24 protein-coding genes and 1 pseudogene are annotated in these 22497 nt (G+C 28.4%); 1 reads left to right on the plus strand and 24 read right to left on the minus strand.

Annotated features, from left to right (window positions below):
* Nucleotides 1-5: 5 nt before the first annotated feature.
* From IO99_RS12755 to IO99_RS12820, 14 genes are all read right to left on the minus strand, one after another.
* A complete protein-coding gene (locus IO99_RS12755; RefSeq protein ID WP_035134015.1) occupies nucleotides 6-1634 on the minus strand; it encodes a HEAT repeat domain-containing protein in 1629 nt (542 codons plus the stop codon).
* 471 nt (nucleotides 1635-2105) lie between these two features.
* Complete coding sequence (locus IO99_RS12760) at nucleotides 2106-2552, minus strand: GNAT family N-acetyltransferase (RefSeq protein ID WP_035134016.1); 447 nt, start codon at nucleotides 2550-2552, stop codon at nucleotides 2106-2108.
* A gap of 97 nt (nucleotides 2553-2649) precedes the next feature.
* Nucleotides 2650-2928, minus strand: a complete 279-nt coding sequence (locus tag IO99_RS12765; protein ID WP_035134018.1) for a CD3324 family protein — start codon at nucleotides 2926-2928, stop codon at nucleotides 2650-2652.
* Between the two features lie 225 nt (nucleotides 2929-3153).
* Nucleotides 3154-3912, minus strand: a complete 759-nt coding sequence (locus IO99_RS12770; RefSeq protein WP_035134020.1) for an NERD domain-containing protein — start codon at nucleotides 3910-3912, stop codon at nucleotides 3154-3156.
* An 81-nt stretch (nucleotides 3913-3993) separates the two neighbouring features.
* On the minus strand, nucleotides 3994-4578 hold the full coding sequence (locus IO99_RS18475; RefSeq protein ID WP_051824099.1) for a lysozyme inhibitor LprI family protein: 585 nt from the start codon (nucleotides 4576-4578) through the stop codon (nucleotides 3994-3996).
* Between the two features lie 351 nt (nucleotides 4579-4929).
* Complete coding sequence (locus IO99_RS12780; RefSeq protein WP_035134022.1) at nucleotides 4930-5442, minus strand: DUF3189 family protein; 513 nt, start codon at nucleotides 5440-5442, stop codon at nucleotides 4930-4932.
* Between the two features lie 167 nt (nucleotides 5443-5609).
* Nucleotides 5610-6365: a PHP domain-containing protein gene (locus IO99_RS12785; RefSeq protein ID WP_051824101.1), complete on the minus strand. Its 756-nt coding sequence runs from the start codon at nucleotides 6363-6365 to the stop codon at nucleotides 5610-5612.
* Between the two features lie 576 nt (nucleotides 6366-6941).
* Entirely contained in the window at nucleotides 6942-7367 is a 426-nt protein-coding gene (locus IO99_RS12790) for a VOC family protein (RefSeq protein ID WP_242844128.1), read from the minus strand.
* Nucleotides 7368-7397: 30 nt separating this feature from the next.
* Nucleotides 7398-7892: a GNAT family N-acetyltransferase gene (locus IO99_RS12795; RefSeq protein ID WP_035134026.1), complete on the minus strand. Its 495-nt coding sequence runs from the start codon at nucleotides 7890-7892 to the stop codon at nucleotides 7398-7400.
* 77 nt (nucleotides 7893-7969) lie between these two features.
* Nucleotides 7970-8674 carry a GNAT family N-acetyltransferase gene (locus IO99_RS12800; RefSeq protein ID WP_035134028.1) on the minus strand — a complete coding sequence of 235 codons (705 nt, stop codon included), beginning with the start codon at nucleotides 8672-8674 and terminating at the stop codon, nucleotides 7970-7972.
* Between the two features lie 210 nt (nucleotides 8675-8884).
* The gene (locus IO99_RS12805; RefSeq protein ID WP_051824102.1) at nucleotides 8885-9364 is read right to left on the minus strand and encodes a GNAT family N-acetyltransferase; all 480 of its coding nucleotides are present in this window, start codon (nucleotides 9362-9364) and stop codon (nucleotides 8885-8887) included.
* A gap of 237 nt (nucleotides 9365-9601) precedes the next feature.
* Complete coding sequence (locus tag IO99_RS12810; RefSeq protein ID WP_035134030.1) at nucleotides 9602-10330, minus strand: DUF2812 domain-containing protein; 729 nt, start codon at nucleotides 10328-10330, stop codon at nucleotides 9602-9604.
* Between the two features lie 15 nt (nucleotides 10331-10345).
* Nucleotides 10346-10666, minus strand: coding sequence for a PadR family transcriptional regulator (locus IO99_RS12815; protein ID WP_156964363.1), 321 nt, complete (start codon nucleotides 10664-10666; stop codon nucleotides 10346-10348).
* Nucleotides 10667-10876: 210 nt separating this feature from the next.
* The gene (locus IO99_RS12820; RefSeq protein ID WP_035134032.1) at nucleotides 10877-11815 is read right to left on the minus strand and encodes a helix-turn-helix transcriptional regulator; all 939 of its coding nucleotides are present in this window, start codon (nucleotides 11813-11815) and stop codon (nucleotides 10877-10879) included.
* Nucleotides 11816-11942: 127 nt separating this feature from the next.
* On the opposite strand from IO99_RS12820, the gene IO99_RS12825 reads away from it, so the two are divergent.
* On the plus strand, nucleotides 11943-12395 hold the full coding sequence (locus tag IO99_RS12825) for a VOC family protein (RefSeq protein WP_035134035.1): 453 nt from the start codon (nucleotides 11943-11945) through the stop codon (nucleotides 12393-12395).
* Between the two features lie 692 nt (nucleotides 12396-13087).
* Here IO99_RS12825 and IO99_RS12830 read toward each other — a convergent pair.
* From IO99_RS12830 to IO99_RS19115, 10 genes and pseudogenes are all read right to left on the minus strand, one after another.
* Nucleotides 13088-13642, minus strand: a complete 555-nt coding sequence (locus IO99_RS12830; protein WP_035134037.1) for a Type 1 glutamine amidotransferase-like domain-containing protein — start codon at nucleotides 13640-13642, stop codon at nucleotides 13088-13090.
* Nucleotides 13643-13798: 156 nt separating this feature from the next.
* Complete coding sequence (locus IO99_RS12835) at nucleotides 13799-14422, minus strand: class I SAM-dependent methyltransferase (RefSeq protein ID WP_035134039.1); 624 nt, start codon at nucleotides 14420-14422, stop codon at nucleotides 13799-13801.
* Nucleotides 14423-14511: 89 nt separating this feature from the next.
* Nucleotides 14512-15759: a DUF6179 domain-containing protein gene (locus IO99_RS12840; protein WP_035134041.1), complete on the minus strand. Its 1248-nt coding sequence runs from the start codon at nucleotides 15757-15759 to the stop codon at nucleotides 14512-14514.
* An 8-nt stretch (nucleotides 15760-15767) separates the two neighbouring features.
* Entirely contained in the window at nucleotides 15768-16241 is a 474-nt protein-coding gene (locus tag IO99_RS12845) for a DUF6323 family protein (protein WP_423219428.1), read from the minus strand.
* A gap of 205 nt (nucleotides 16242-16446) precedes the next feature.
* The gene (locus IO99_RS12850) at nucleotides 16447-16794 is read right to left on the minus strand and encodes a TIGR04076 family protein (RefSeq protein WP_035134043.1); all 348 of its coding nucleotides are present in this window, start codon (nucleotides 16792-16794) and stop codon (nucleotides 16447-16449) included.
* 407 nt (nucleotides 16795-17201) lie between these two features.
* Nucleotides 17202-18197 (minus strand): annotated as a pseudogene (locus IO99_RS12855) (Rpn family recombination-promoting nuclease/putative transposase).
* Nucleotides 18198-18468: 271 nt separating this feature from the next.
* A complete protein-coding gene (locus IO99_RS12865) occupies nucleotides 18469-19476 on the minus strand; it encodes a D-cysteine desulfhydrase family protein (protein WP_035134048.1) in 1008 nt (335 codons plus the stop codon).
* A gap of 385 nt (nucleotides 19477-19861) precedes the next feature.
* Nucleotides 19862-20407: a GNAT family N-acetyltransferase gene (locus IO99_RS12870; RefSeq protein WP_242844129.1), complete on the minus strand. Its 546-nt coding sequence runs from the start codon at nucleotides 20405-20407 to the stop codon at nucleotides 19862-19864.
* Between the two features lie 172 nt (nucleotides 20408-20579).
* Nucleotides 20580-21653 carry a phosphotransferase enzyme family protein gene (locus IO99_RS19110; protein ID WP_035134050.1) on the minus strand — a complete coding sequence of 358 codons (1074 nt, stop codon included), beginning with the start codon at nucleotides 21651-21653 and terminating at the stop codon, nucleotides 20580-20582.
* A complete protein-coding gene (locus IO99_RS19115; RefSeq protein ID WP_035134052.1) occupies nucleotides 21643-22488 on the minus strand; it encodes a nucleotidyltransferase family protein in 846 nt (281 codons plus the stop codon). The genes IO99_RS19110 and IO99_RS19115 overlap by 11 nt, the downstream gene beginning before the upstream one ends.
* Between the last annotated feature and the right edge of the window lie 9 nt (nucleotides 22489-22497).

Below are 22497 nucleotides of genomic sequence, written 5' to 3' on the forward strand. Positions count from 1 at the left end.
ATATTTTAATTACAAAAATACTTAATACTAAACTCTATAAAATCTCTATCACTATCTTTAATTGACTTGCCATAATCCATTATTGACTTTCTTATTCCCACAATTTGTTTTTTAGTAGGAGTTGTAAAGGAACAATTATATTTTGCTTTCCAATTTTCTATGGCATTTTGTCCCAGTGCTGAAATACTATCATTTTCATCTGCACAAAATTCTATAATATACCTTATAGCCTCCCATTTACTTAATGAACATAAAAGAATACAGGTGTTAATTTTTACATGATCATATATAGCTTGTTTGAAAATTTCATATATAGTATCTGCATCACTAACATCAATCCTTTTATACAAAACATTTCTAGCTGCCTTGGATATGCCAACTCTTTCATCTTTGATAATGAAAATAAGTTCTTCTTCATACTCTTGAAAATCTAATCGTGCTAATGCATTTATAGATGCTTTAACTATTTTAATAGTATCATTAATCATAAATGTACTAATAATTTTTGAATCGCTAGAGTTACCAGTCTCCCCGAGGCCACAGATGCTAGAATATAATTGTTCATTTTTCCGTATTGCATCGCGATATATTTCAGCAAAATCATACTTTTTATGCTTTGAAAGTAAATAGCGTGATAGACTACGTACTGATTGATTTCTATCAAATAAACCTTTTTCTAATGTATCTATAGCCCCTTCAGGCTGAAATGCATAAAGTGTCTCGAGGGCTAGAATTCTAATTTGAGCAAATTTATCATGAAGCAATAACTGAGAAATATCAGTAAACTCATCTGGTGTTATGTCTTGCTTAATATTTCTAAGTACAAATAGCCTATTGTAAGGATTGGTGTCTTTAATTAAATAATTAATTATACTTTTATTATCTAATATTCTTGTTTTAATAATTATTTTATAACAAGCTAACCTTACCTTTGAATCAGGTGATTGCAGTCCACTTATTAGGTTTTGCGAGGATTCTGAGCTAGATAAAAGTGAAACAACTGCATTTATAACATCAATATGTTCCTCCCTTGAGCACTCTCCTAACCTTAATACTAGTGGTAAATTGTTTATAAAATTCATAGAATGCTTTGGGGTTAAATATCGCAGCAAATGTTCTTTTGAACTGCTTCTTATAGTCCTCACCCAATCATTAATTCTAATTAATAAGTATGGTATTTCATGGCCTGTCTCCATATTTGAAAGAGCCTTTATCGCCTTCTCTCTAAAATATCCATTTGGATGAAAACTACTTAATCCTAATATAGTAACTTTCTCCTCTTCTGACATTAACGGATGTAGCAACTCTTTAGGGTCTTTAGTTCTCCAATCATAACTCCATTCATAAGATACTCTTTCCCTGAAGATTTTATCGACTTTAATTAATTGGGAAGAATTCAATGTACTCATAACGTAATTAAGATTTTCTGCAGATTGTAATTTCACTTTTTCGTTATTACCAAGTAATAGCTGAAATACATCTGGTATGGCTGATAGTTCTATATTGTCACTTAGTAGTTCATTGGTCCTATTGGTGTGTATACTATTGCTTGTCTTGAAAGTTATCAAATTATTTGCTTCTAAGGATTTAGTATTATTGAACTCTCTTATTTTCTGCATAATTTTTTTAATCATGCTATTTTCACCTTCTTCCAGTTTGCATCATTACCCAATAGAATCTTCCTCTTATCTTTTACTAATGGTTAAATCCTCATATGAATATTAACTATAAATATATGCCCCCACTAATTGAAGGTTGAAGATTCTGCTTAAATTACTTAAATATCGCCTCTTTATTTCTTATATCTTAAAGATGCATTAACCCATCCACCAATATATTACACGTTACACATATATTGTACCACCTCCCTGTCTGCTGCTCAATAAATTCATACCATTTAAAAAATATATTTCCTTTGTTTAATGTATAACTACATAAAAAAACAGCAGAATTCTGAAATTCTACTGTTACTAATTACTTAGTTTTATAGGGAATACATCATTATAATTTTTAATTTCAAAATTATCTACTGTAAGTTTATCACCTATATAAACCATAAAATTTGAACAAATTATATTTATTTAGTTATACTATAATTTATATTATTATTTTAATTTCATATGCAGTATAGGGAATGGATTTCCCTGTTCGTCTAACTCAGATTTTTTAAAGACTTTAAACCCAAGATGTTTGTAAAAGCCTACTGCTTGTGGATTTTGCTCATTTACATCCACATAATTTACATTTAACACTTTTATTGCATATTCTATAAGTCTTTTTCCAACTCCATTTCCTCTACTTTCATTACTTACAAATAACATTTCAATTTTAAAATCATGAATTCCCATAAAAGCTTTTATAATACCATTTTTGTCTCTTACACATAAAAGTTTACTAACATATTTAGCACCTTCTATAACTTGAGGTTTTATTGAGATTATATCTTCTTCACTTAAAAAGTCATGTGTTGCTCTTACTGATGATTCCCATGTTTCTAGTATTTCTTCCATATCCTTATTATTAATATTATTTAAATTTTCAATTTTCATCATTTAATAAATCCTCCCAAGTAAATATGTTACTTAATATTATATATTAAATATGATTTGAAAAGCTTATTAAGAATATTTCTGTACTAACTATAATCAATTAAATATATTTATTTTTATAGATATATAATATTCTCCTAATACTACTTTCAGATAGAAAATAATCTGTAGACAATTGTTTAATTGATATTCCTTGTAAGTACTTAATATATATTTCAAAATTTCTTGATTTCAGTTCAGTTTTTATCCCACTAACCTCACCCCAAGATTTTTTGTTGTTATCTTTCTTTGGAATGTATATATAATTACCATCGATGTATTTCTGAACTAAATCTAAAACATCTTTAGGTAATATATCTTGTGCTTTTTTATACTTCATAAACATTTCTCCTACTATTATTAGAGCAAATATTTAATCAAAAACTGCACAAAACATCTACTTTATTGCTCCTTACAAACTATGCTTTGATATTATTGCAGTTTTTGCTTGGAGCTAAATTAATTAATCTAATTTTACAAAACATAATGACACCTACCTTCTTGCTTAATTATATTATTATATCATTAATAAAATTGCTAGCCCCCCTATATCGTATTGGGCTGACTATTTCAAAATAAATCTACATTTAGGATAATTGCTGCACCCTTTAAACTCACCATATTTACCTTTTCTCAGAACTAATTTTCCACCACACCTAGGACATATATCATTACTTATTTTATTCTTATTATCAATTATTCGATTTTGAATTTGTGCTATATGGGCATTTCTATTTTCTTTACCATCAATACTCAAAGAAATCAGTTTTGAGTATACTTGTTTTTTTACAGAATCTCTTAATGTCTGTTTATTGTATTTTTTAATTGTCTTCAATAATTTTATTGTATATACAACATCTGTTTTACATTTAACTTTTAAATCCGCATTAGTAGTGAAAACTACAATAGGAATGTAATTCACTTCTGGAAAGTCACCTAGTATCTTTTTTAGAGCTTGTATATGTCCGTAATTCTGCCTAATTGGATTATACATACTTTTCTTAGATTTATAAATTTTTTGTTTCCAATATTCATCAAATTCATTCCCTATAATCCATCCCTTATAGTTTTTTGTTTCAATAACAAAAACACCATAATTAGATACAACAACATGATCAATCTGGGTTGTCTTACTTCCCACCTGTAGCATTATATCATTTATAACCATATACTTAGTCTCATCAAGTCTTGATAAGAAAAAGGATACTGACTTTTCTCCAAAGAATCCCTTTATTCTTGGCATAAAAAGATCTAATATTCCTACTGCAATTACCAACACCCATAAATACCAAAATCTAATTAAAAGTTCAACAATTACTTCCACTTATTTCACTCACCTTTAATGCTATTTCTAAATTGAATTTTAGTTAATTAAATCTCTTCTTCCAATAAAAAGCATTGACTACTATTCCATATAATTATTAACTAATTCATAACATCTTTCCTTAGTACTAACTTCTAAGGAAGATGTTCTTACTAGTGGCTCCATAGTCCCACCCTCTACTTCCTTTGCAGCATCATCAGCTTTTTTATCTCTTTCTTCTATCCAATTTTTTTCTTCTAATATAAGTTTATCTTTTTCTTCTTCTGAAAGTGTACTAATTATTTCTGAGTAAACCTCATTTAACATTTTATCCCATGCTATATATATTTCTGATTCAGCTTCTCGCATCTCAATTGTTGATCCTGCTAATTTATCCTTTAATTTCACCTTTAATTTTTCATCTAAAGTATTCATTTTATCTAGATATTCTTGTTTATTTAATGTAATAGTTTTATCTTCATCCTTTTCTTTTGTTTCATCTTTTATTGTAATTTCATTCTCTTTAGAAGTATTATCTTCATTAATAATTTCATTACCTTTTTCAGTAGCTATTTCTTTATCCTTATTTTCTTGTACTTCCTTGTCAGTATTTCCATTACTACATCCAACCAATAAAAATACACTCATACCTACAACAGAAAGGATTTTCCTAATAAATTTACTCATTTTACAAACTCCTCTTATAGCCTTATTTTCCTACGTAATTATACCATTTTTTCACTTTACATGCTATATATAACAAAAAAGTATACTAATGCTATAATTCATTCTAGTAACTAGATAAAACTTTTTCATTATTCAGCACATACTTTCTTATGTTATTGTACGTTAAAAAAGATGACACCTATATGTCATCTTTATAAATATTACTGATCTTTTTTATTCGTAATTTTACTTTTTCTTTTAATTGTGGTGGACATATAACTTTTACTTTATCCTGCATTTCTATAACTAAAGCAGCAGTCCACTCCAAATCACTAACCTGAAATGTTATATAACCTCTATAGAAGTTAAAAATTATTTTTTCTTGAATTCCTTATTATCTAAAATAATAACCTCTGACTTATCTTCCTTTGATGCCTTCTTTGTGTGATTTACAAGCTTTATAACGTTCTTATATGATTGTTTTGCTCCTTTTACAAGCAAGGGTACTCCTAGAAAATCAATTTTTAGCCCCCTAGAAAGTAATCCGCCAAAGGTCATTGGTAATGGAACCGTTGGCGACGTATTAGAAAATATAATTTTCTCATTTAATAGCTTTTCTTTATGAAGCATAGAAGTTAAATTGTATAATCCTGGAATTAAAACCTTTGAACGTCCTCTACCTACAACATAGACTTTATTTCCATCTTCATCACTTCCATAATAAAAAAGTTCTCCACGATTTCCATATACTAACTTATTAAAGTTAGGTAATTTCAATATTTCATCCTTAGTTGGTTCTCGAGTTTCATCCAGCATTTTTAAGTGATAAGCAATTGCTTGAATAGACGAGTGGGTTCCTCCATAACAATTATATATGTATATCATTTAAATCACCTAATTTCTTCTTTTTTTACTTTATTTTAATAATTGTAGTATATGCAATAAACATTTATATTAAACATTCTTTGAACACATTTTATCCAAGTTCCCCAATATTCTACAATTCTTTATACATAAAATAAATATGTTACAATCCGTTACCACTACCAAACTTAATCTCTTAATAATTTCATTAATTTATGTGCATCTCCATCAGCATTAACAATATCATCATCTGTAAGACCTGCCTCAACTGCAATATTATATGCTTTACCAAAATTCCCTACATCCTCTGATTTGTGTGCATCACTTCCCAATGAAAATTTAACGCCCATGTTCTTTAACTTTTTTATTGTTTCAATATCCATATTCTTATGAGATCTGTTAATTTCTAGAGCAGTATTTCTTTCAATAGCGGCCTTTCCAATTTCAATAATATCTGGATTAACATGCTCTAATGGATGATTTAATATTGTAATTTCATATTTTTTAATAGCATTAATTGCAGCTTCTGTATAATTTCTCAATAAAAGTGGATTTTGTACAGCTCCAGGATGATAACCCACACAAATTATGTCTAGGTAATCAATTATTTCATCTTTAATATCTATATCACCTTTTTTAGTAACAATATTACATTCTATACCAAGAAGAATCTTAAAGTCATTCTCCTTCAATAATGAACTCTTATTAAAATCATCAATTACTTTACGTACTTCTTTATATTGATTTAGTTTCATCCCGTAGATACTATGCCTATAACCATGGTCTGTTATTGCTATTTCTTTTAATCCTTTTTTTATTCCAGTTTTAACATTTGATTCAATACTTCCTTTTGCATGTTCTCCAAAAATAATATTAAATAAGGGAATATGCCCCTTTGCAATATTAGTATGAGTATGATAGTCTGCAATAATCTTAAAACTCATTTTATCTCCTCCATAGTTTTATTTTGCCCATATTATTGGATAATTCTTACCATATATCACAATTCTGCACAAACAATATATATCATTACGTCTACATAGTATTTGTTTTTTACCATAAAAAAAACCTCCATTATTTATGGTACAGTTCACTCTTAATTATCCTAAATTTGACCCCATATACTTTTATATCTCCTATTCCCACATACCCTTGATTAAAAGCTTTCTGATACATCTGTCCAAAATTTAGTTACTTTATTTAGCTCTCTTTTCTGGTGCTGTGATTTTAAATAAAATTGCTGGTACATTAGGATTTAACTAGTTCTATGTACAATAAATATACCTTTGTTTAAGGCATAACTACATAAAAAAACAGTAGAATTCTGAAATTCTACTGTTAATAGGTGTTCCTAATTACTTAGTTTTATAGGGAATATATCCCTAATTAAATATACTTCTTTAACTCCTCTATGGACTCTATATCAAACAAATCTCCATTAATTTTTTCTATCTTTTCTAATAATAAAAAAAGTGAATTAACTCAACTATATACTACAATAAGTCAAATGCTTTTGAAAATTACTCTGGAAAAACTCGTAACTGTACTGATACCCCATTTGGATCATATACATAAAAATAGCGAGTTCCATCACCAGGGTTTTGGATGGCAGAAGGATTAAGACCTCTGTCCTGCACAAGATTATGCATTTCATCTAGTTTATCTGTTTTAAAGCAAATGAACATACCCTTTCCTTCAAACTTCTGACCCTGTGGCATACAAACAAGTTCAATCTCAGTTTCTCCCTTGCCATTTGTCAGAAATGCAAGCTCTCCATCTCCTGCTTTAAAGCGTCGGGAAACAGTTAGTTCTGTAATTGTCTCATAAAATTTAATAGATTCTTCTAAGTCGTTGACCATTAAGGTTACATGCTGAATATGCATAATATATCCCCTTTCCTTTATGTAATCTTTAATAATTATCTCATAATGAAATATGTAATGCAATAATTGCCCTACTGCTCTATTTGTACTTATTTATTTATTACAAAATCTATGAATAGGACCATCCCAAACTTCGTTACCATTTTGAAGTTCTATGAAGTTACCTAAAGTATATTGGTTTATTACATTATTCCAAAAAATATGAGAAACCTTATGTAAACGCAACTGTTTTACTTCCCAATTTCCTTGAAACTTATTAAAAACTTCAAAAGCCACAATTTTACCTATTCCTCTTTTCCTATATTTTTTTAGAACGAAAAATTCTGCAATTGCATAATCAGTTGGGGATGAGGTAACAACGCTATGTTTATTAACAAGAACAAATCCTGCTAATTTATCATCTATTCTAATTATAAAGGGGTATCTATCTTTTTCTGTCCAGTAATTATCCAAATAACTGTAATCGTATAACCCATGTTCATTTAAATCACGATTTTCATATTCTGATAAATCATAATTATATAATTCAATCATATTTTTTAATATCATTTTATCAGCCTTACTGGCTTCTATTAATTCAATCTTCATCTTTCAATACCTCCAAAATATCATTTTAATCAATTAATCAATCTTAAATTGGAATTTGACAAGATAATATTTTGCTATTAAAAGTTAATATTTTCTGCAAAATATTCTACCCAGGCTGGATAAAATCCTGTAGCTAAAGCAGTTCTCATTGAAGCAAGGTTCGCACTCCACGTTGTATAATATGGTATTTTATCTAGCTTCAATATCTCCTTTGTTAATTGTTGAATAACCAATTTTGCTAATCCTTGTCCCCTATATTCCTTAATTGTATCTATACCTATTTGCCATAGTGGATCATGGTAATTGTCTGCACCAGCTACGGCTACCATAGTTCCCTCAATAAAAGCTGCAATTGCAATTTCATCCTTCTCATAATTTAATGCATTTTCAAATCCAGGATATTTTATGTAAAACTCACTCATATTTTCTTTTTCTATTTTCTTAAGAACTACATTATCTGGGCAAATAATATCTTCACTTTTACTATAAAGGAATCTCAAATGTTCACCTGCAAGACATAAATCATTTTCCCTTAGTTTACATTCAATCCTATGAAGATTTTTACCATCAATAATATCTTCTGCTAAAGTATCTATAAGATTTTCTTTTGCCCAATTAATTAAATCTCTTCTTCCAATAAAAAGCATTGATTTTCCAAATGAAATCATACGAAAAATTTCTACATCACTTTCCATGAATACATTTTTTCCATCATCAAATATATTATATTCCAGATTATAATTTGTAATATAATAATTAATTACTTTCTGAATATTATCCATAATTTAAAATCTCCTCTACAAAATACTATTTGCCTGTCACTAAAAAATTCCTTACTTATTTAATTGTAACATATTTTGTAAATATAACATTATTTTTAGTATGGTATTTCCAGCTTTAAAAATAGCCTTAGCCAAGCCATATAAATTCCCTGGGGTATAAATTGCATTTTCTTGTGGTACAGTTCTCCATATCTACTTAAAGTGGGGTTTTTATATATTTTCATTAAGTAAACTAGAATTGCAATACCTCTCCATAACATAGTTTGTCAGTAAAACACCTTTCCTTTCTACTTTCTGTTCTTTTACAATCTTATATCCTCGTTTTTCAAAGAAATACTTTGCAGTAATTGATGCCTGTGTACTAATCTTATCTACATCAAATGCCTTTTCTAGCACATCACAAATCGCAGTAGCAATCCCTTTATTTTGGTAGTCCTTATGAACATATAATCTATCTAAATATCCACTCTTATCTATATCTCCAAAACCAACTATAATATTATTTTCAATAGCAATAACTGTAAAATTTTCTAATAAGTATTTATTCCATTTCTCTAAATCTACACTACCTGTTGCCCATACATTCAACTGTTCTTCTGTATAGTCTTTTGCATTAATGGAATGTACTGTATTATAAAACAGTTCCGCTAAATCTTTACAATCTGATGGTTCATACTTTCTTATACTCATTTCCTATCTCACTCACCTTTAATACTATTCCTAAATTGAATATTATTTTACCTGTTCCTTATTATTTAAACTGAATTAACAATATCCTTATTATACCATCTCACTTTCCACTGCTCAATAAATTCATGCCATATAAAGCATATATTTCCTTTGTTTAACTTGTAACTACATAAAAAACAGTAGAATTCTGAAATTCTACTGTTTCTAAAAAATACTCTTATCCATACTGTATATAATTTATAAAGACTTTTTATATTTCTTAAAGTAGGCTAAACTTGAAAAAATAAAAAAGGCACCAAAAATTATAAAAAACACTGCAGAAAAATATAGTTTCCCGGTTAAATGCCATATTCCTATAGCCAACCATAGAACCCCTGAAATTGCATATAATATCCATGAACTTTTATTATCTATTGCTTTACAATTACACGTACCATCTTTTTTTATTTGCTTAATTCTAGAGCTATATGCTAAATAAGGCATAAAATTAAAGACAAATACAAATATATCAATTATCAACAATCCAACAATAATCAAAAATATAGGTTTAATGGCAACTAAAGAAACAACTAGCAACCCAATTAGAGCTATAGCTAGTATTAAAGAATATAAAGTCCCTTTTCTTGTTAGATTTCTTATACTTGTATATTTATCTATTTCTGAATCACAATCACTATAAATAGGTTTAGTTCCAGCTTGTGCTGAAAAAATGTGCATATAATTTTCTACAGAAACAATACGATTCCATCCTGCTTCTTTAAATATAGTGAAATATTCTTCATTTGCTTCTGTTTGGTAATCTAAGTTATATATTATATCTTGAGATTTATCTTTTCTTAGTTTATAGAAAAACCCTCCTTCTATATCTTCTAATATCCAACCTTGCCTTGCATATTCTTTTAATTTTTCCATATCACTTTCTTCACTAAATGCAAACCCATTAATCATTACATATTTACTTTTCAAAAATATCCCTCTTTTCTAACCCAAAAAATTTTCAGCGAATTTAATCATCTGCTTTTTACGTTCAATCTCTTTTATAAGCATTTCTCGTCCTTTATTGGTTATTTTATATATTTTTTTATTTTCATCTGTGTCACAATTTAACTCCACTAAATCTGCTGCTAAAAGCTTTTTCAATGTTGTATAAAGTGATGCAGGACCAATAGTAACTTCATTATTAGTAAACTTCTCAATAGTTTTCATAATTAGGTATCCATGCTTTTCATCAACAACACTAGATAAAATATAAAAAGCAGAATCTGTTAATTCCCCTATATCAATAGAATCTTTTCTTGGCATAAAATTCTCCTTCATATTATATTTAATGATATATCATTTAATAATATATCATTAAATATAATATATCCATAAATGATATACTTGTCAAGTTTTTCTTTATTGCTTTTGATATTTATATATTTTTATTAAAATATATAAATACACTGGCAAAAAGTTTTATCCCATAAACTAAAGGATATGATTGAATTAATATTTTAGTGTAGATGAATTTTAGATTTCTTCATAATGATTTAGAATTTTTTTGATCTTTTCATAAATAATAGATTTTAACCATTGCGGTTTTACTGATTTAATACAAGTGCCATATCTAAGAAAATAATCAGATATAAAATCTTCTTCACCTACATTACAAAATCCCTTTATAATTGTCTTTGTTCCTGTTTCTATTTTCATAGAAGGATAATGTTCCTTGTAGAAAATATCCGATGCACCATCTAAAATCTCTACTTCAAAATGAATACTTTTATCAGATTGGTAAAACTCTATGGGAGAGTTTATAACATCATCAATTAGAAATTCTAGCTTCTCACTACTAAAATCTAATGAGGTTATTTTATCACATCTAAAAACTTTGTATTTATTGCTATTAATCTCCATTCCACTAGCGTACCACTGTCCAAATTTAGATGAAATTTTTAAAAACTGTATATGGTAATTTATAGTTTTATCATTTTTCAAATACTTAATCGTACAACTAACTTCATTAATAATACTTTCTAAAATCCTATCTAAGAATTTACTGACATTATTATGTTTAGAGGCTTCAAATTGTAAGGACTTTTTCATCTTATTAATTTTTTCTATTTGTTCTTCCGATAGACAGTTTTCAAATTTTTCATTTAGTTTATTTACACTTAAATGAAAGGGTGTAGACTCGTAGGCATTTAGTGTAAGCATTGCAAAATACAGCGCGTATACTTCGTCTATGGTAAATATAATAGGTGACAATAATCTATTTTTCAATATAACATATTTACCGTATCTACCTTGCTCTGTATAAATAGGCATTCCCAATTCTTCTAATGAACTAATATCACGCAAAGCTGTACTTTTTGAAATGTTATATTTATTCATTAAGTCACTTAAATTGAAGCAATCCAGGTCATTTAGGTACATTATCATATGGTTTAATCTTTCTGATTTTTTCATATATCCTCCGTTTTTAAATTATCTTAAGTAAAGGTTTCACATTTTGACACCTTTAAATATTATAATATATTTATATCAATAATATAATCATTGATATAAAATTTACTACAAAAAGGAGATTAATATTATGAGTAAAACCTTAGAAACAGCTATTTTCCTTTCAATGAATGGAAAAGCACAAGATGCTATTAATTTTTATAAGAAACACTTTAACGCAGAACAGTTAATGGTTGTAACATATGCAGATATGTTAAAGATGGGGGATAAATCACGAGAAATTAATGATGAAAATAAAGATTATATTTCTCACTCTGTTTTAAAAATTGGCAATACTAAGGTAATGATTGCTGAAGATACAATGGATGCCAATGAAGAGTACAAAGTTGGTAATAATACCTCTCTATGTGTTCAAAGTGCTGATTTGGAGGAAATCCATCAATTCTATGATAGCTTAATCGCAGATAAAAGAGTTAGAATAATTGTACCATTGGCTAGTAATATATTTAGTAAAGCATATGGAATCATTGAAGATCCATTTGGTATTAAAATTCAATTATCTTTCGATGAAAGATTAAAGTAAAAATTACTCTTGTAATAAATAATATGACATAGTTCTCCGTAACTATTACAAATGAGATTTTTCCATTTTATTCTTGTGTATATGTTCTACATAGATATAGTTTAATTCTAAAGTACAATATTGAAAATTCGTAGTAGGATGGCTAGGTCGATTTTGAACGTTTTGTCCTCCTGGGCTATTGGTTAACTATTTCAAAAATAAAACTCGACTCACATTCGCTCACTGAGTAAGTTCTGCTAACTAAATCAAAGATTTAGAGCACCACTTAAAAATTATGATTAAATTTTTTGGTCTTGATATAGAAGTTAAAAGTACAGAAAAAGTGCTACATCCCGTAAAGATTAGCACTTTTTCTAAGAATTCTGTACTCCTCAGCTCGACTGAGTGAGTTTCCTATCTATTTTATATCAAATTTATATGAAAGATAAACATAAATAATATTTTCTATATAAACCTTTTTAACTAAATAAACAAATTGTAGTTTATTTCTTGTTATTTTTCTCCTTTTTATTATTGTTACTAATACTAATAGTAACAATACCGCCTAAATAGCAGTACCTATCGCAATCCAAGGAGCAATGTTCATTTGAAATCCTCCCCACAAATTTCTATCTCTCTATATTCTATATTATTACTTGTAATATATACTATTTTATGTGTATAACATATTAATAATACGAACTTTTGATTTTTTACTCTATTATAGCAATATCATTATCTGTAATTATTATGGCTTGATTGTCCATTAATTTAACATTAGGACAATCACTTGTATTTAAATATCCACATTCTGTACCTTCTTCTGCGTGAACATTGAGCGTACAATTGATATAACCTAAATTATTAGGTAAATTTTGTGATAAAACAACACTCCCTGCACTTACTCCTACATATATCCCTCCGTTATGTAAAAATTTTTTCAATGGAATATTAAAATTAGTTTCGTTCATTTTGTTCAATAAATGTTGTGTAGTTCCACCGCAAACGTATATAACATTAAAATTACAAATTTCATCACAACTCATAATTCTATCTAAATCATATGTAACTATGTTATCTTCTAAAATACCAGCATCTAAAAGGTCGTTTTTACACTCTGGAATCCATACCTTTGCGTCTTCTGTTATTGCAGCAGTTGGAATAAAAATAGCTCTAATTTTGTCCTTAGGCATATTTACTAATTCTAAAAACTTTTCTTTAATATTTCTATTAGTAAATCCAGTAGATGTTAATATCAAATTTTGCATAATTAAAAATCTCCTCTACAAAATACTATTTGCCTGTCACTAAAAAATTTCTTACTTATTTAAGTGTAACATATTTTGTAAATATAACATTACTTATAGTAGATATTTTCTGCTTAAAACAGCCTTAGATAAGTTATATAAATGTAATGATTATACTTATTTTTTACATTTTATCAATAAAAATTTCATTGGAGGTTTATCTTTATTATCACTATCTATTTCATCAATCTCAGAAAATTCTACAAGTCCATATTTTTGAAAATCTTTTTTTATTGATTCAGAATCATAAAAAAAGATTTTTACTCCGTCTTTAGTTTCATAATAACTTTCATTAAGTTTTTTTCCTTTTCCAAACATAGGAGCTTTCTTTGAAACAGCTGTAAAAATCATATATCCGTCTTGTTTTAATTGATTATAACAATCACTAATAAATTTTTCCCTCTCACTTTCATTTAATAAATGAATAAGTGCATAGCTAAATATCCCTTCATAGAGTTTATTTTCAAAAGGCATATCTCCTACTGAACCATGATAAATATTAATATCAATCCCATATTGCCTTGCTAAATCAATAGCTGTTTTTGAAATTTCGATTCCTGTAACATTTATATTATTATCAATAAATACCTTTGCATTTCTACCATAACCAATACCCGGTATTAATATATCTTTTATATTATTTTCAATAAAACAATCCTTGGCAATAATGGCTGATTCTGATGGTTTAAATCCCCACATTGTTTGTTTTTCTATAAAACTTTTTTCCCAAAACTCCGTCATATTTTCGCTCTCCTTAAAATATATTTTTTGAATCTGTAACAATAATAACCCCTAAAGCAAATGGATAAGTAATGTTAAAGTTTTTATTACTATTCACTTAGACCTCTTATATAATGCATAAATTTAATTTCCCATTGTGAATCTGAACTATATGCTTCATATTTATTATCTAAATAGTGTTTAATAATATAAATCTCTTCCTTTGAAAGTGTTTTAAATAATTCTAAAGCTTCATCTTCCCAAAAACACAGGTTTAACACTTCCACTAGGTCACTTAAGCTATTAACCTCTTCTTTTACCATTGCAATCTTATCTGAAATAAATCTACAATCATTTATTTCATTGATTAAATTGCGTAACCTTTCATTATCCATAGTATCATTATCTATAAATTCACTTTCTTTTAAATCCTCTTCATACTTAAAGGATAAAAATATATTATCAATATTTCCTATGGATAATCCTACTTCAATTCTAGGATAAATATTTGCAGCTGTTTTTTGGATATATTCTATCTTTTCATTATCAACTATCCCTAAAATATCACAGATGCTCTTTGCTGAGCTCTTTAATTTTACTAAAATTTCAGCTTCGGACAAGTTTCTAAAAATCCCTAATAATGTTTCTCTTTGCAATGCTGAAATCTCTAATGTTAATATATCTCTTCCTAAAATATCAAGCCCTATTGCATTTGTTAGTATTGGTTCAAAAATATTAATTAATAGCTCTTTATAATCAGAGCAATAGCTATTTAGAATATAAATAATATTATCCTTATCAAAACATATGCAAAACTCATTTTCTATAAGTAGCGCTTTTAAGTATTCATTTATATATTCAATTCCCTGCAACTTTTCTGATATGGCATTAGAAAGTTGATAATCTATGCTACAGTCTATCTTATGAGCAAAAAATCTATAGTCATACTTATTAAAAAATCTATCTATTTCATTTAATGTATCCTTATATGATATGTTTTCTATATTAGGTGAGCTTTTTCTAACTGCTTCTAATAATTTCTTTCCTCTCTCCATCAAAGAGGCTATTTTACTCCAAGAAGTCTTTAACAAGTCACTTATATCTTCTTCCATCAATACTTCCTTTGCGTTCATTAACTCTCTTAATTCTAATCCTAATGAAAAACAAATTGAATTAAGTAACTCTTCCGCTATTTCTATTGGAACTGATGTGCTATCACCCATTGTATATCGCTCAGTGTGCTTGCCAAGTAAATTCCATATTTTAAACTCAATAAGCATTTTATCTTCTTCACTTATATTTTTATCTATTTGAATATTATCTGAAAACGCCATTAAACTCTTATTGTTTTCTTCCATAATACCTCCTAAAATTCATGCCCATATATATCTGTATCATCCACTTCATATCCGTATCTTGTATTTCTACAAAGCTCTTCTAAAGTAGTTCCTCTTAAATACTCCAAAGAACCTTGACATTTTCCATCAAAATGTCTTTTCATAAACTCAATAAGTTCATCATCAGCTATCTGATCCATGGCTTCATTTTTAAAAAAATAGAAAGACTCTTGAATCTCCATTAATGTCTCTTTATAATTCTGTTGCATTATATAAGGAGAATCACAAAAAACTTCCACTATCTTTTTTAAAATCCCTTCAGAAAACTCAATTCTTCCTGTATCTTTTAATGACTTAAAACGATTCTCCACCAGCTCATTAATTTCTACATCACATAAAGCTAACCCATATTTTATTGTTAATTCATTACACCCTTTTAACTCAATTGCAGCTTGTTTTTTCTGGAAATCTTGAAATGCTAAAGTCATATTTTTATCCACCATAATCACCTCTAGATACACAGTACTCCTAAGTCTGACCCAATGCAAGACTTGAAATTTTAGTAATTTTGTGGTAATATAAAATTAGAAAATACTTCCCAGTTTGAAAATCAATCTGGGAAGTATTTCTTATATTATTATAGATTTTTCTTATATTAATGATATATATTTCGGCTTATCTTCAAACTGATCACAATAAAAATCAAAACTAATCAAAAAACTTTCCCTTATAAAAATTCTCATTGTCAAGTTTCTTTGCCATAAGCCTGAACATGACGCAGCCATCTGGGCATACAATATCCTTGCTATATTTGCTATTGCCACCAATGTTCTCTAAATCTCCGCCACTTCTCACCGACTCCATGATTGGAAACATAATCATCATAACCTTGGAACAGATACCCTGTCCATCCGAATTTGTGGGACAGCCATAGGTACAGGTATACTTATCCCCTACTTCTTCGCCGTTTCTGCAATACCGCTCTGTATGGTCACTGCGAAGAAAACCAGTTACCTCAATTTCAAATTCGTACTCCTCATCATACCATTTTTTCATAATTAACCTCCAAATTCTTGTTTATATATATAATTTTCCAATAACTTAATAACGTAATTATAACACAAGCCAATGATACTTTTAATATCGTTGGCTTAATTTAAATAGTTGATTTTCCATCTTTATAACAATTACTATTTCTTTATCAGTTTTAAATTACTCCCACCTAAAAAACTTAATAGATATCCAAATACATATAACAGAAAGTATACTTAATTAAACTCACTATTCACAAAATCTTCCTTATTGTACCACCTCACTTTCCACTGCTCAATAAACTCATACCATTTAAAGCATTTATTTTCTTTATTTAACCTATAGCTACATAAAAAAAACAGCAGAATCCTAAAATTCTACTGCTTCTGTGTGTTCTTAATTAACTAATTTTATGGAAGATATGTCTTTAATTAAATATACTTCTTTAATTCCTCAATGGACTCTATATCAAACAAATCTTCATTAATTTTTTCTATCTTTTCTAATGATAATTTAAGTATTGACTCTATTATATTCTCTGGAATATCCTTAAACTTTTTCCTTAAAAGTTTTATAGTACTTTTAGCTAAAGCATCTCTTGCTCCTTGCTTTATTCCTTCTTTTTTGCCTTCTTCTCTTCCTTCATCCCTAGCACCCTGAAGTCTACTTTTCTCATCTCTTATAGCTTTATCTCTCATCTCAGCTAGTTGTATTAACTCTTTATCTCCACTTATGTTGTATAGAACATCCATTGCTTCCTTGATTTCAGTATCTTCCTTTTTCATTATATCTATCTCCTTTCCCTCTGGATTTATTAAAAAGCTTAACCATCTATGCAATTTATTATTATAGTCTTTCTTTGATTTTTCGAACTTCTTAAGTTCTATAAAATGAATTTCAACAATATCACTTAGTAATTTCTTTGTCATATCTTCATATAGATGATAACTACTATGAAACTTCTCATCATTAATATAATCAAAATCTAAGATATTTATAGTTATAGTTTTATTAAGTTGATTATAATTATCTCCTTTAACTAACTGTTTTAATATCATTTTAGATAAGTAAAATATTGTCCTTTTTAAAAGAAACTCATTGTCATATATATTCCAATGAGTAAGTTCCACTTAACCAAATATAAAATTTGGAGTGTCACTTATATTATACTGATTTATCAGCTGTATTTCTACATTGATATGAGTACTATTTTCTGTTGTTACATTAATATCTAAAATACTTAGCTTTTCACTGGCAATTAAAGATACATTTAGTGCTTTCTCCTCTAAAGTAATACTTTTTATTTTTCCATTTCCCATGGGTTCAAGTATAGAATTTAAGAAGCTTATTAATAGCTTTTCGTTTTCTTTTACTCCAAATATTTTTTGAAATACAACATCATTTTTAGGATTTAATAATTTGTTCATGTCTCAATTCCTCCTTAGTTTATTACTATTTAAATTATCGACACAAACATTTGTTCTTATTCTCGTTCGGAAAATATTTTATATGATTTAACTTAAAATTAGAATATATAAAAAACAGTAGAATCCTGAAATTCTACTGTTTCTATGCGTTCTTAATTAACTAGTTTTATACAAGATATGGCCTTAATTAAAAATTCTTCTTTAACTATTAGTTTCTATAGTTTTAACATATTTCATTCAGTGTTCAACTCCACCATAACTTTTCAATATGTTAGTATTTAAATAGCTCCTTTTGAGGAAATATTCCAAAAGCCCCACCAGTATGGATAAATAAAATATTTTCATCGTTTTTAAAGTTTCCATTTTTTATTTCTTCACTTAATCCATACATGGCTTTACCTGTATAAACAGGATCTAAAATTATTCCTTCTAATTTTGCAAATTCCTTAATGAAATTTATCTCTTCTTCTCTGCTTAAAGCATATCCTTTTCCTACATATCCATCTATAATTCTTATTTCATCTTTAGACAATTCCAAATCTATATTAATATATTTCATGGTATCTTGTACTATTTCGTAGATACGATTTTTAAAATATTCACTGTCATCACAAACATTAACACCTAAAATATCACACTTGTTTTCTAATATTTTATTTGCTAAAAAAGTTCCTGCATAAGTACCTCCAGATCCCACAGGGAGTATAACTTTGTCAAAATGAACACCTAATTCCTGTTCCTGCTCAATAATTTCTTTCATTGCATTATAATATCCAAATGTGCCTATTACATTTGAAGCACCTTCTGGAATAATATAGGATGTATAACCTTTTTTATCATATTCCTTCTTAATCTGTTCCATAATTTCTGATCTTGAATTTTTATATTCTTCTGCTGTTATAAAACGAATATCTGCCCCTAGAAGCTTATCTATAAATAAATTTCCATCAGATTCAATATTACTGCTTCCTCTTAAAACAAGTACTGATTTTATCCCAAGCCTCGCTGCTACTGCTGCCGTTGCTCTACAATGGTTTGATTGGATTCCACCGCAAGTTATAAGCACATTAGCCCCTTTATTAATAGCATCTTTTGCTGTAAATTCTAATTTTCTAATTTTGTTTCCTGATACTTCAAGTCCAGTTTGATCATCTCTTTTTATATAAATATTGGGTCCACCTAACATTTTAGAAAACCTCTCAAGTTTTTCAATTTTAGTTGGCATATTTGCAAGTTTTATTCTTTCTGGAATTTGAATTTTGTTTAAAACATTATTCATATTTTGCTCATCTCCTTTAGTAATTATAAGATTGAAACGTAATTATACATAAACTCAGTGTATAATATTTCATTCCATATATTTTCTCAGATATTTTCCTGTATAGGATTTATCACACATTATAATATCTTCTGGTCTTCCTTCTGCTACAATCTGACCTCTACATTGATACTTTAAATTATATACTTTATTTCCAAACCGAACAACAATATTAAATGTTTTACATATTTATAATAATATTGTTTGACCCATTCAATGATAATACATAAAAAGCAGTAGAATCCTGAAATTCTACTGCTTCTATGTGTTTTTAATTTACTAATTTTATAGAAGATATTACCTTAATTAAAGATACTGCTTTAACTTTTCTAATGGCTCTAAGATACTACAGTATAATACCTGAGTTGTTAAAGTTTGCCCATGCTATATTATTGTCAATATTTCTAATCATTCTGTAAGCTATTGGCTTAAATCCACACTTAGGCCAAAAATTTGAACCACTAAGGTTTGTTATTTTCCAATCTGTTATTATGCTACTATATCCCTTTTCCTTCATAATCCTATAGCCTTCATTCATTAACTTTTTACCAACACCTCTTCCTCTTTGGGAAAGGTGAGTGCCCGCAATATGTAGCTCTACACCATTATCAGGTGCCATCAAATCTAGAGTAATAGGCTCATATACTTGAAATCCTAATTCTTTCATATCTTTTTCTGCAATAAGAATCGTCGAATCATTATCCTCTACTAGACTCTTATACCTAGCATTTATATTCATTACAAGTTCAGGTTTTACAGGTAAAAAGGTAGGTGCTGAATTGAGGCATGATAAGATTATACTGGACATATTACCCATTATTTCACTATCATTTTCGTTAGCAAATCTAATCTCTGCATCAGATAAATTTTCAAAAACCTTGTAATCCTCCATATTCATTATTCCATATACATGATCAATAAAAAAACTTAATCTTTGGAAGGCTTCATAGTACACCTGATTTCCTAGAGGTACAAATGTATGGTGGCTAAAGTAGCCATGTTCAAGCCATACAACAGAAACCTTTGTATAGAGCTCCCTTATAAGCTCAGAGGATTGATCAATTCTAATTACCCTCTATAAGTTCCCCTATTGTTTTATTCATAATATCCATTTTCCATTCAATATCACTAACTAGCTTAAACTGTGTTCTTGCTCTATGAAGATTGTGTTTCTCCTTGTGAATTTTAAAATAGGTATCTCCATTTAAATAATCCGTTAAAAATCTTATACCACATTCAAAGGTCATAAGTTTCACAGAAAACGCCATAAGTTCAATCTCTTTTGGCACAAGTATAGGTAATACTTCATGAAAATATCCCTTTGTAAAATACTTAAACAGATTCATATCAAACCATATTTTTGATAAATCTGTTTCATCTTCACTTCCGCTAGAAGCTCCATATCTCAGTGCATCGCCGTAGTCATAGAGAAGTGACCCTGGCATTACTGTATCCAAATCAATTACACATACACCTTCACCTGTGTCTATATCTATCATAACATTATTCAGCTTAGTGTCATTATGGGTTACTCTTAGAGGAATGCTTCCATCCTTCATTGCATCTAATATAATGCTTACATCTCTTCTGCGTTTTTTTACAAATTCAATTTCTTTTCCCACTTCTTCTAATCTGCCACATTTATTATCTTCAATTGCTTTTAACAGATCCTCAAACCTGGTGGCTGTATTATGAAAATTAGGTATTGTGTCATATAATTTATCAGCAGGAAAATCAGATAACATATTTTGAAACTTACCAAAGGCCTTGGCACCATAATAAAATTGCATAGGATCTTCAACCTCATCGTAGGTCACTGCATTATCTATAAATTTATATACCCTGAAATAATCATTTTCATTGGTTTTAAAGTATTTTTCACCATCCTTAGTTTTTATTATTGTTAGTGTTTCTCTGTCAGGATTTCCTCCACTAAGAAGGATTTTTTTTCTAAGATGCTCTGTTATAGCTGAAATATTCTCCATTAAACCCTCAGGATTTTTAAACACATTACTATTGATTCTTTGCAATATATATGGTTTTGCAATATATGTATCATTTATATATCCGTTCCCATAAGAGCTCATTTCAGCATTAATATTAAATTGTTTTAAAACCTGATGCAGTTTATATTCCATGGTATAATCCCTCTCTAATCATTTGGTTTATAGCATTTTTAACTGTAGGCAAGTCTTCTTTGTATGTAACTCCATACCACTTATCTAATGTCTCAAGGACTTTCACCTTTGCACTTTGTGTTTTAATCATATTATCAACTACTGAAGGAAGATAAAATTCATCCTTTAATGGATTTTTTAAATTCTTTAAAAATACAGTAAATTCCTGTTCAAGGACATTAAATATATCAATGTCAAACCCCCACATGTTCATAGATACCATAGAATCAAGAGGTATTCCACTATTCTTATCAATAGATGTATGTTCCACCACACTTTTTAAATACCCTTTTTCTATTTCGCATAATCCTCGACTTACTGTGCCATTTTCAGTTAGTGTATTTTTTAGTCTAAACCCAGCCATGCACATCCCTTTATTTTGGGATAAATAATCCCCAACTATTTTGTAGGAATGGCTCCCATAGTAATCATCTGCGTTTATTACCATAAAGGGAGTTGAAACTGCACTTTTAGCACAAATCACAGCATGCCCTGTCCCCCATGGCTTCGATCTATTATTAGGGATAAAACACCCCTGAGGAATTTTGTCTAGTGTCTGAAAAGCATAATCTACATCTATTATCTTTTCAATTCTTTTGCCGATAACATGTCTAAAATCCTTTTCCATTTCTTTTTTTATAATAAAAACTACCTTTGAAAAGCCTGCTTTTACTGCATCATATATAGAAAAATCAAGTATTATTTCCCCATTTGGACCCACAGGCTCCAGCTGTTTAAGATTACCAAAACGACTTCCCATACCAGCCGCCATTACTACTAATGTTGTTTCATTCATATTACCACC

The organism is Clostridium sulfidigenes, assembly GCF_000732635.1.
In the GTDB taxonomy this organism is placed as follows: Bacteria; Bacillota; Clostridia; order Clostridiales; family Clostridiaceae; genus Clostridium_J; species Clostridium_J sulfidigenes.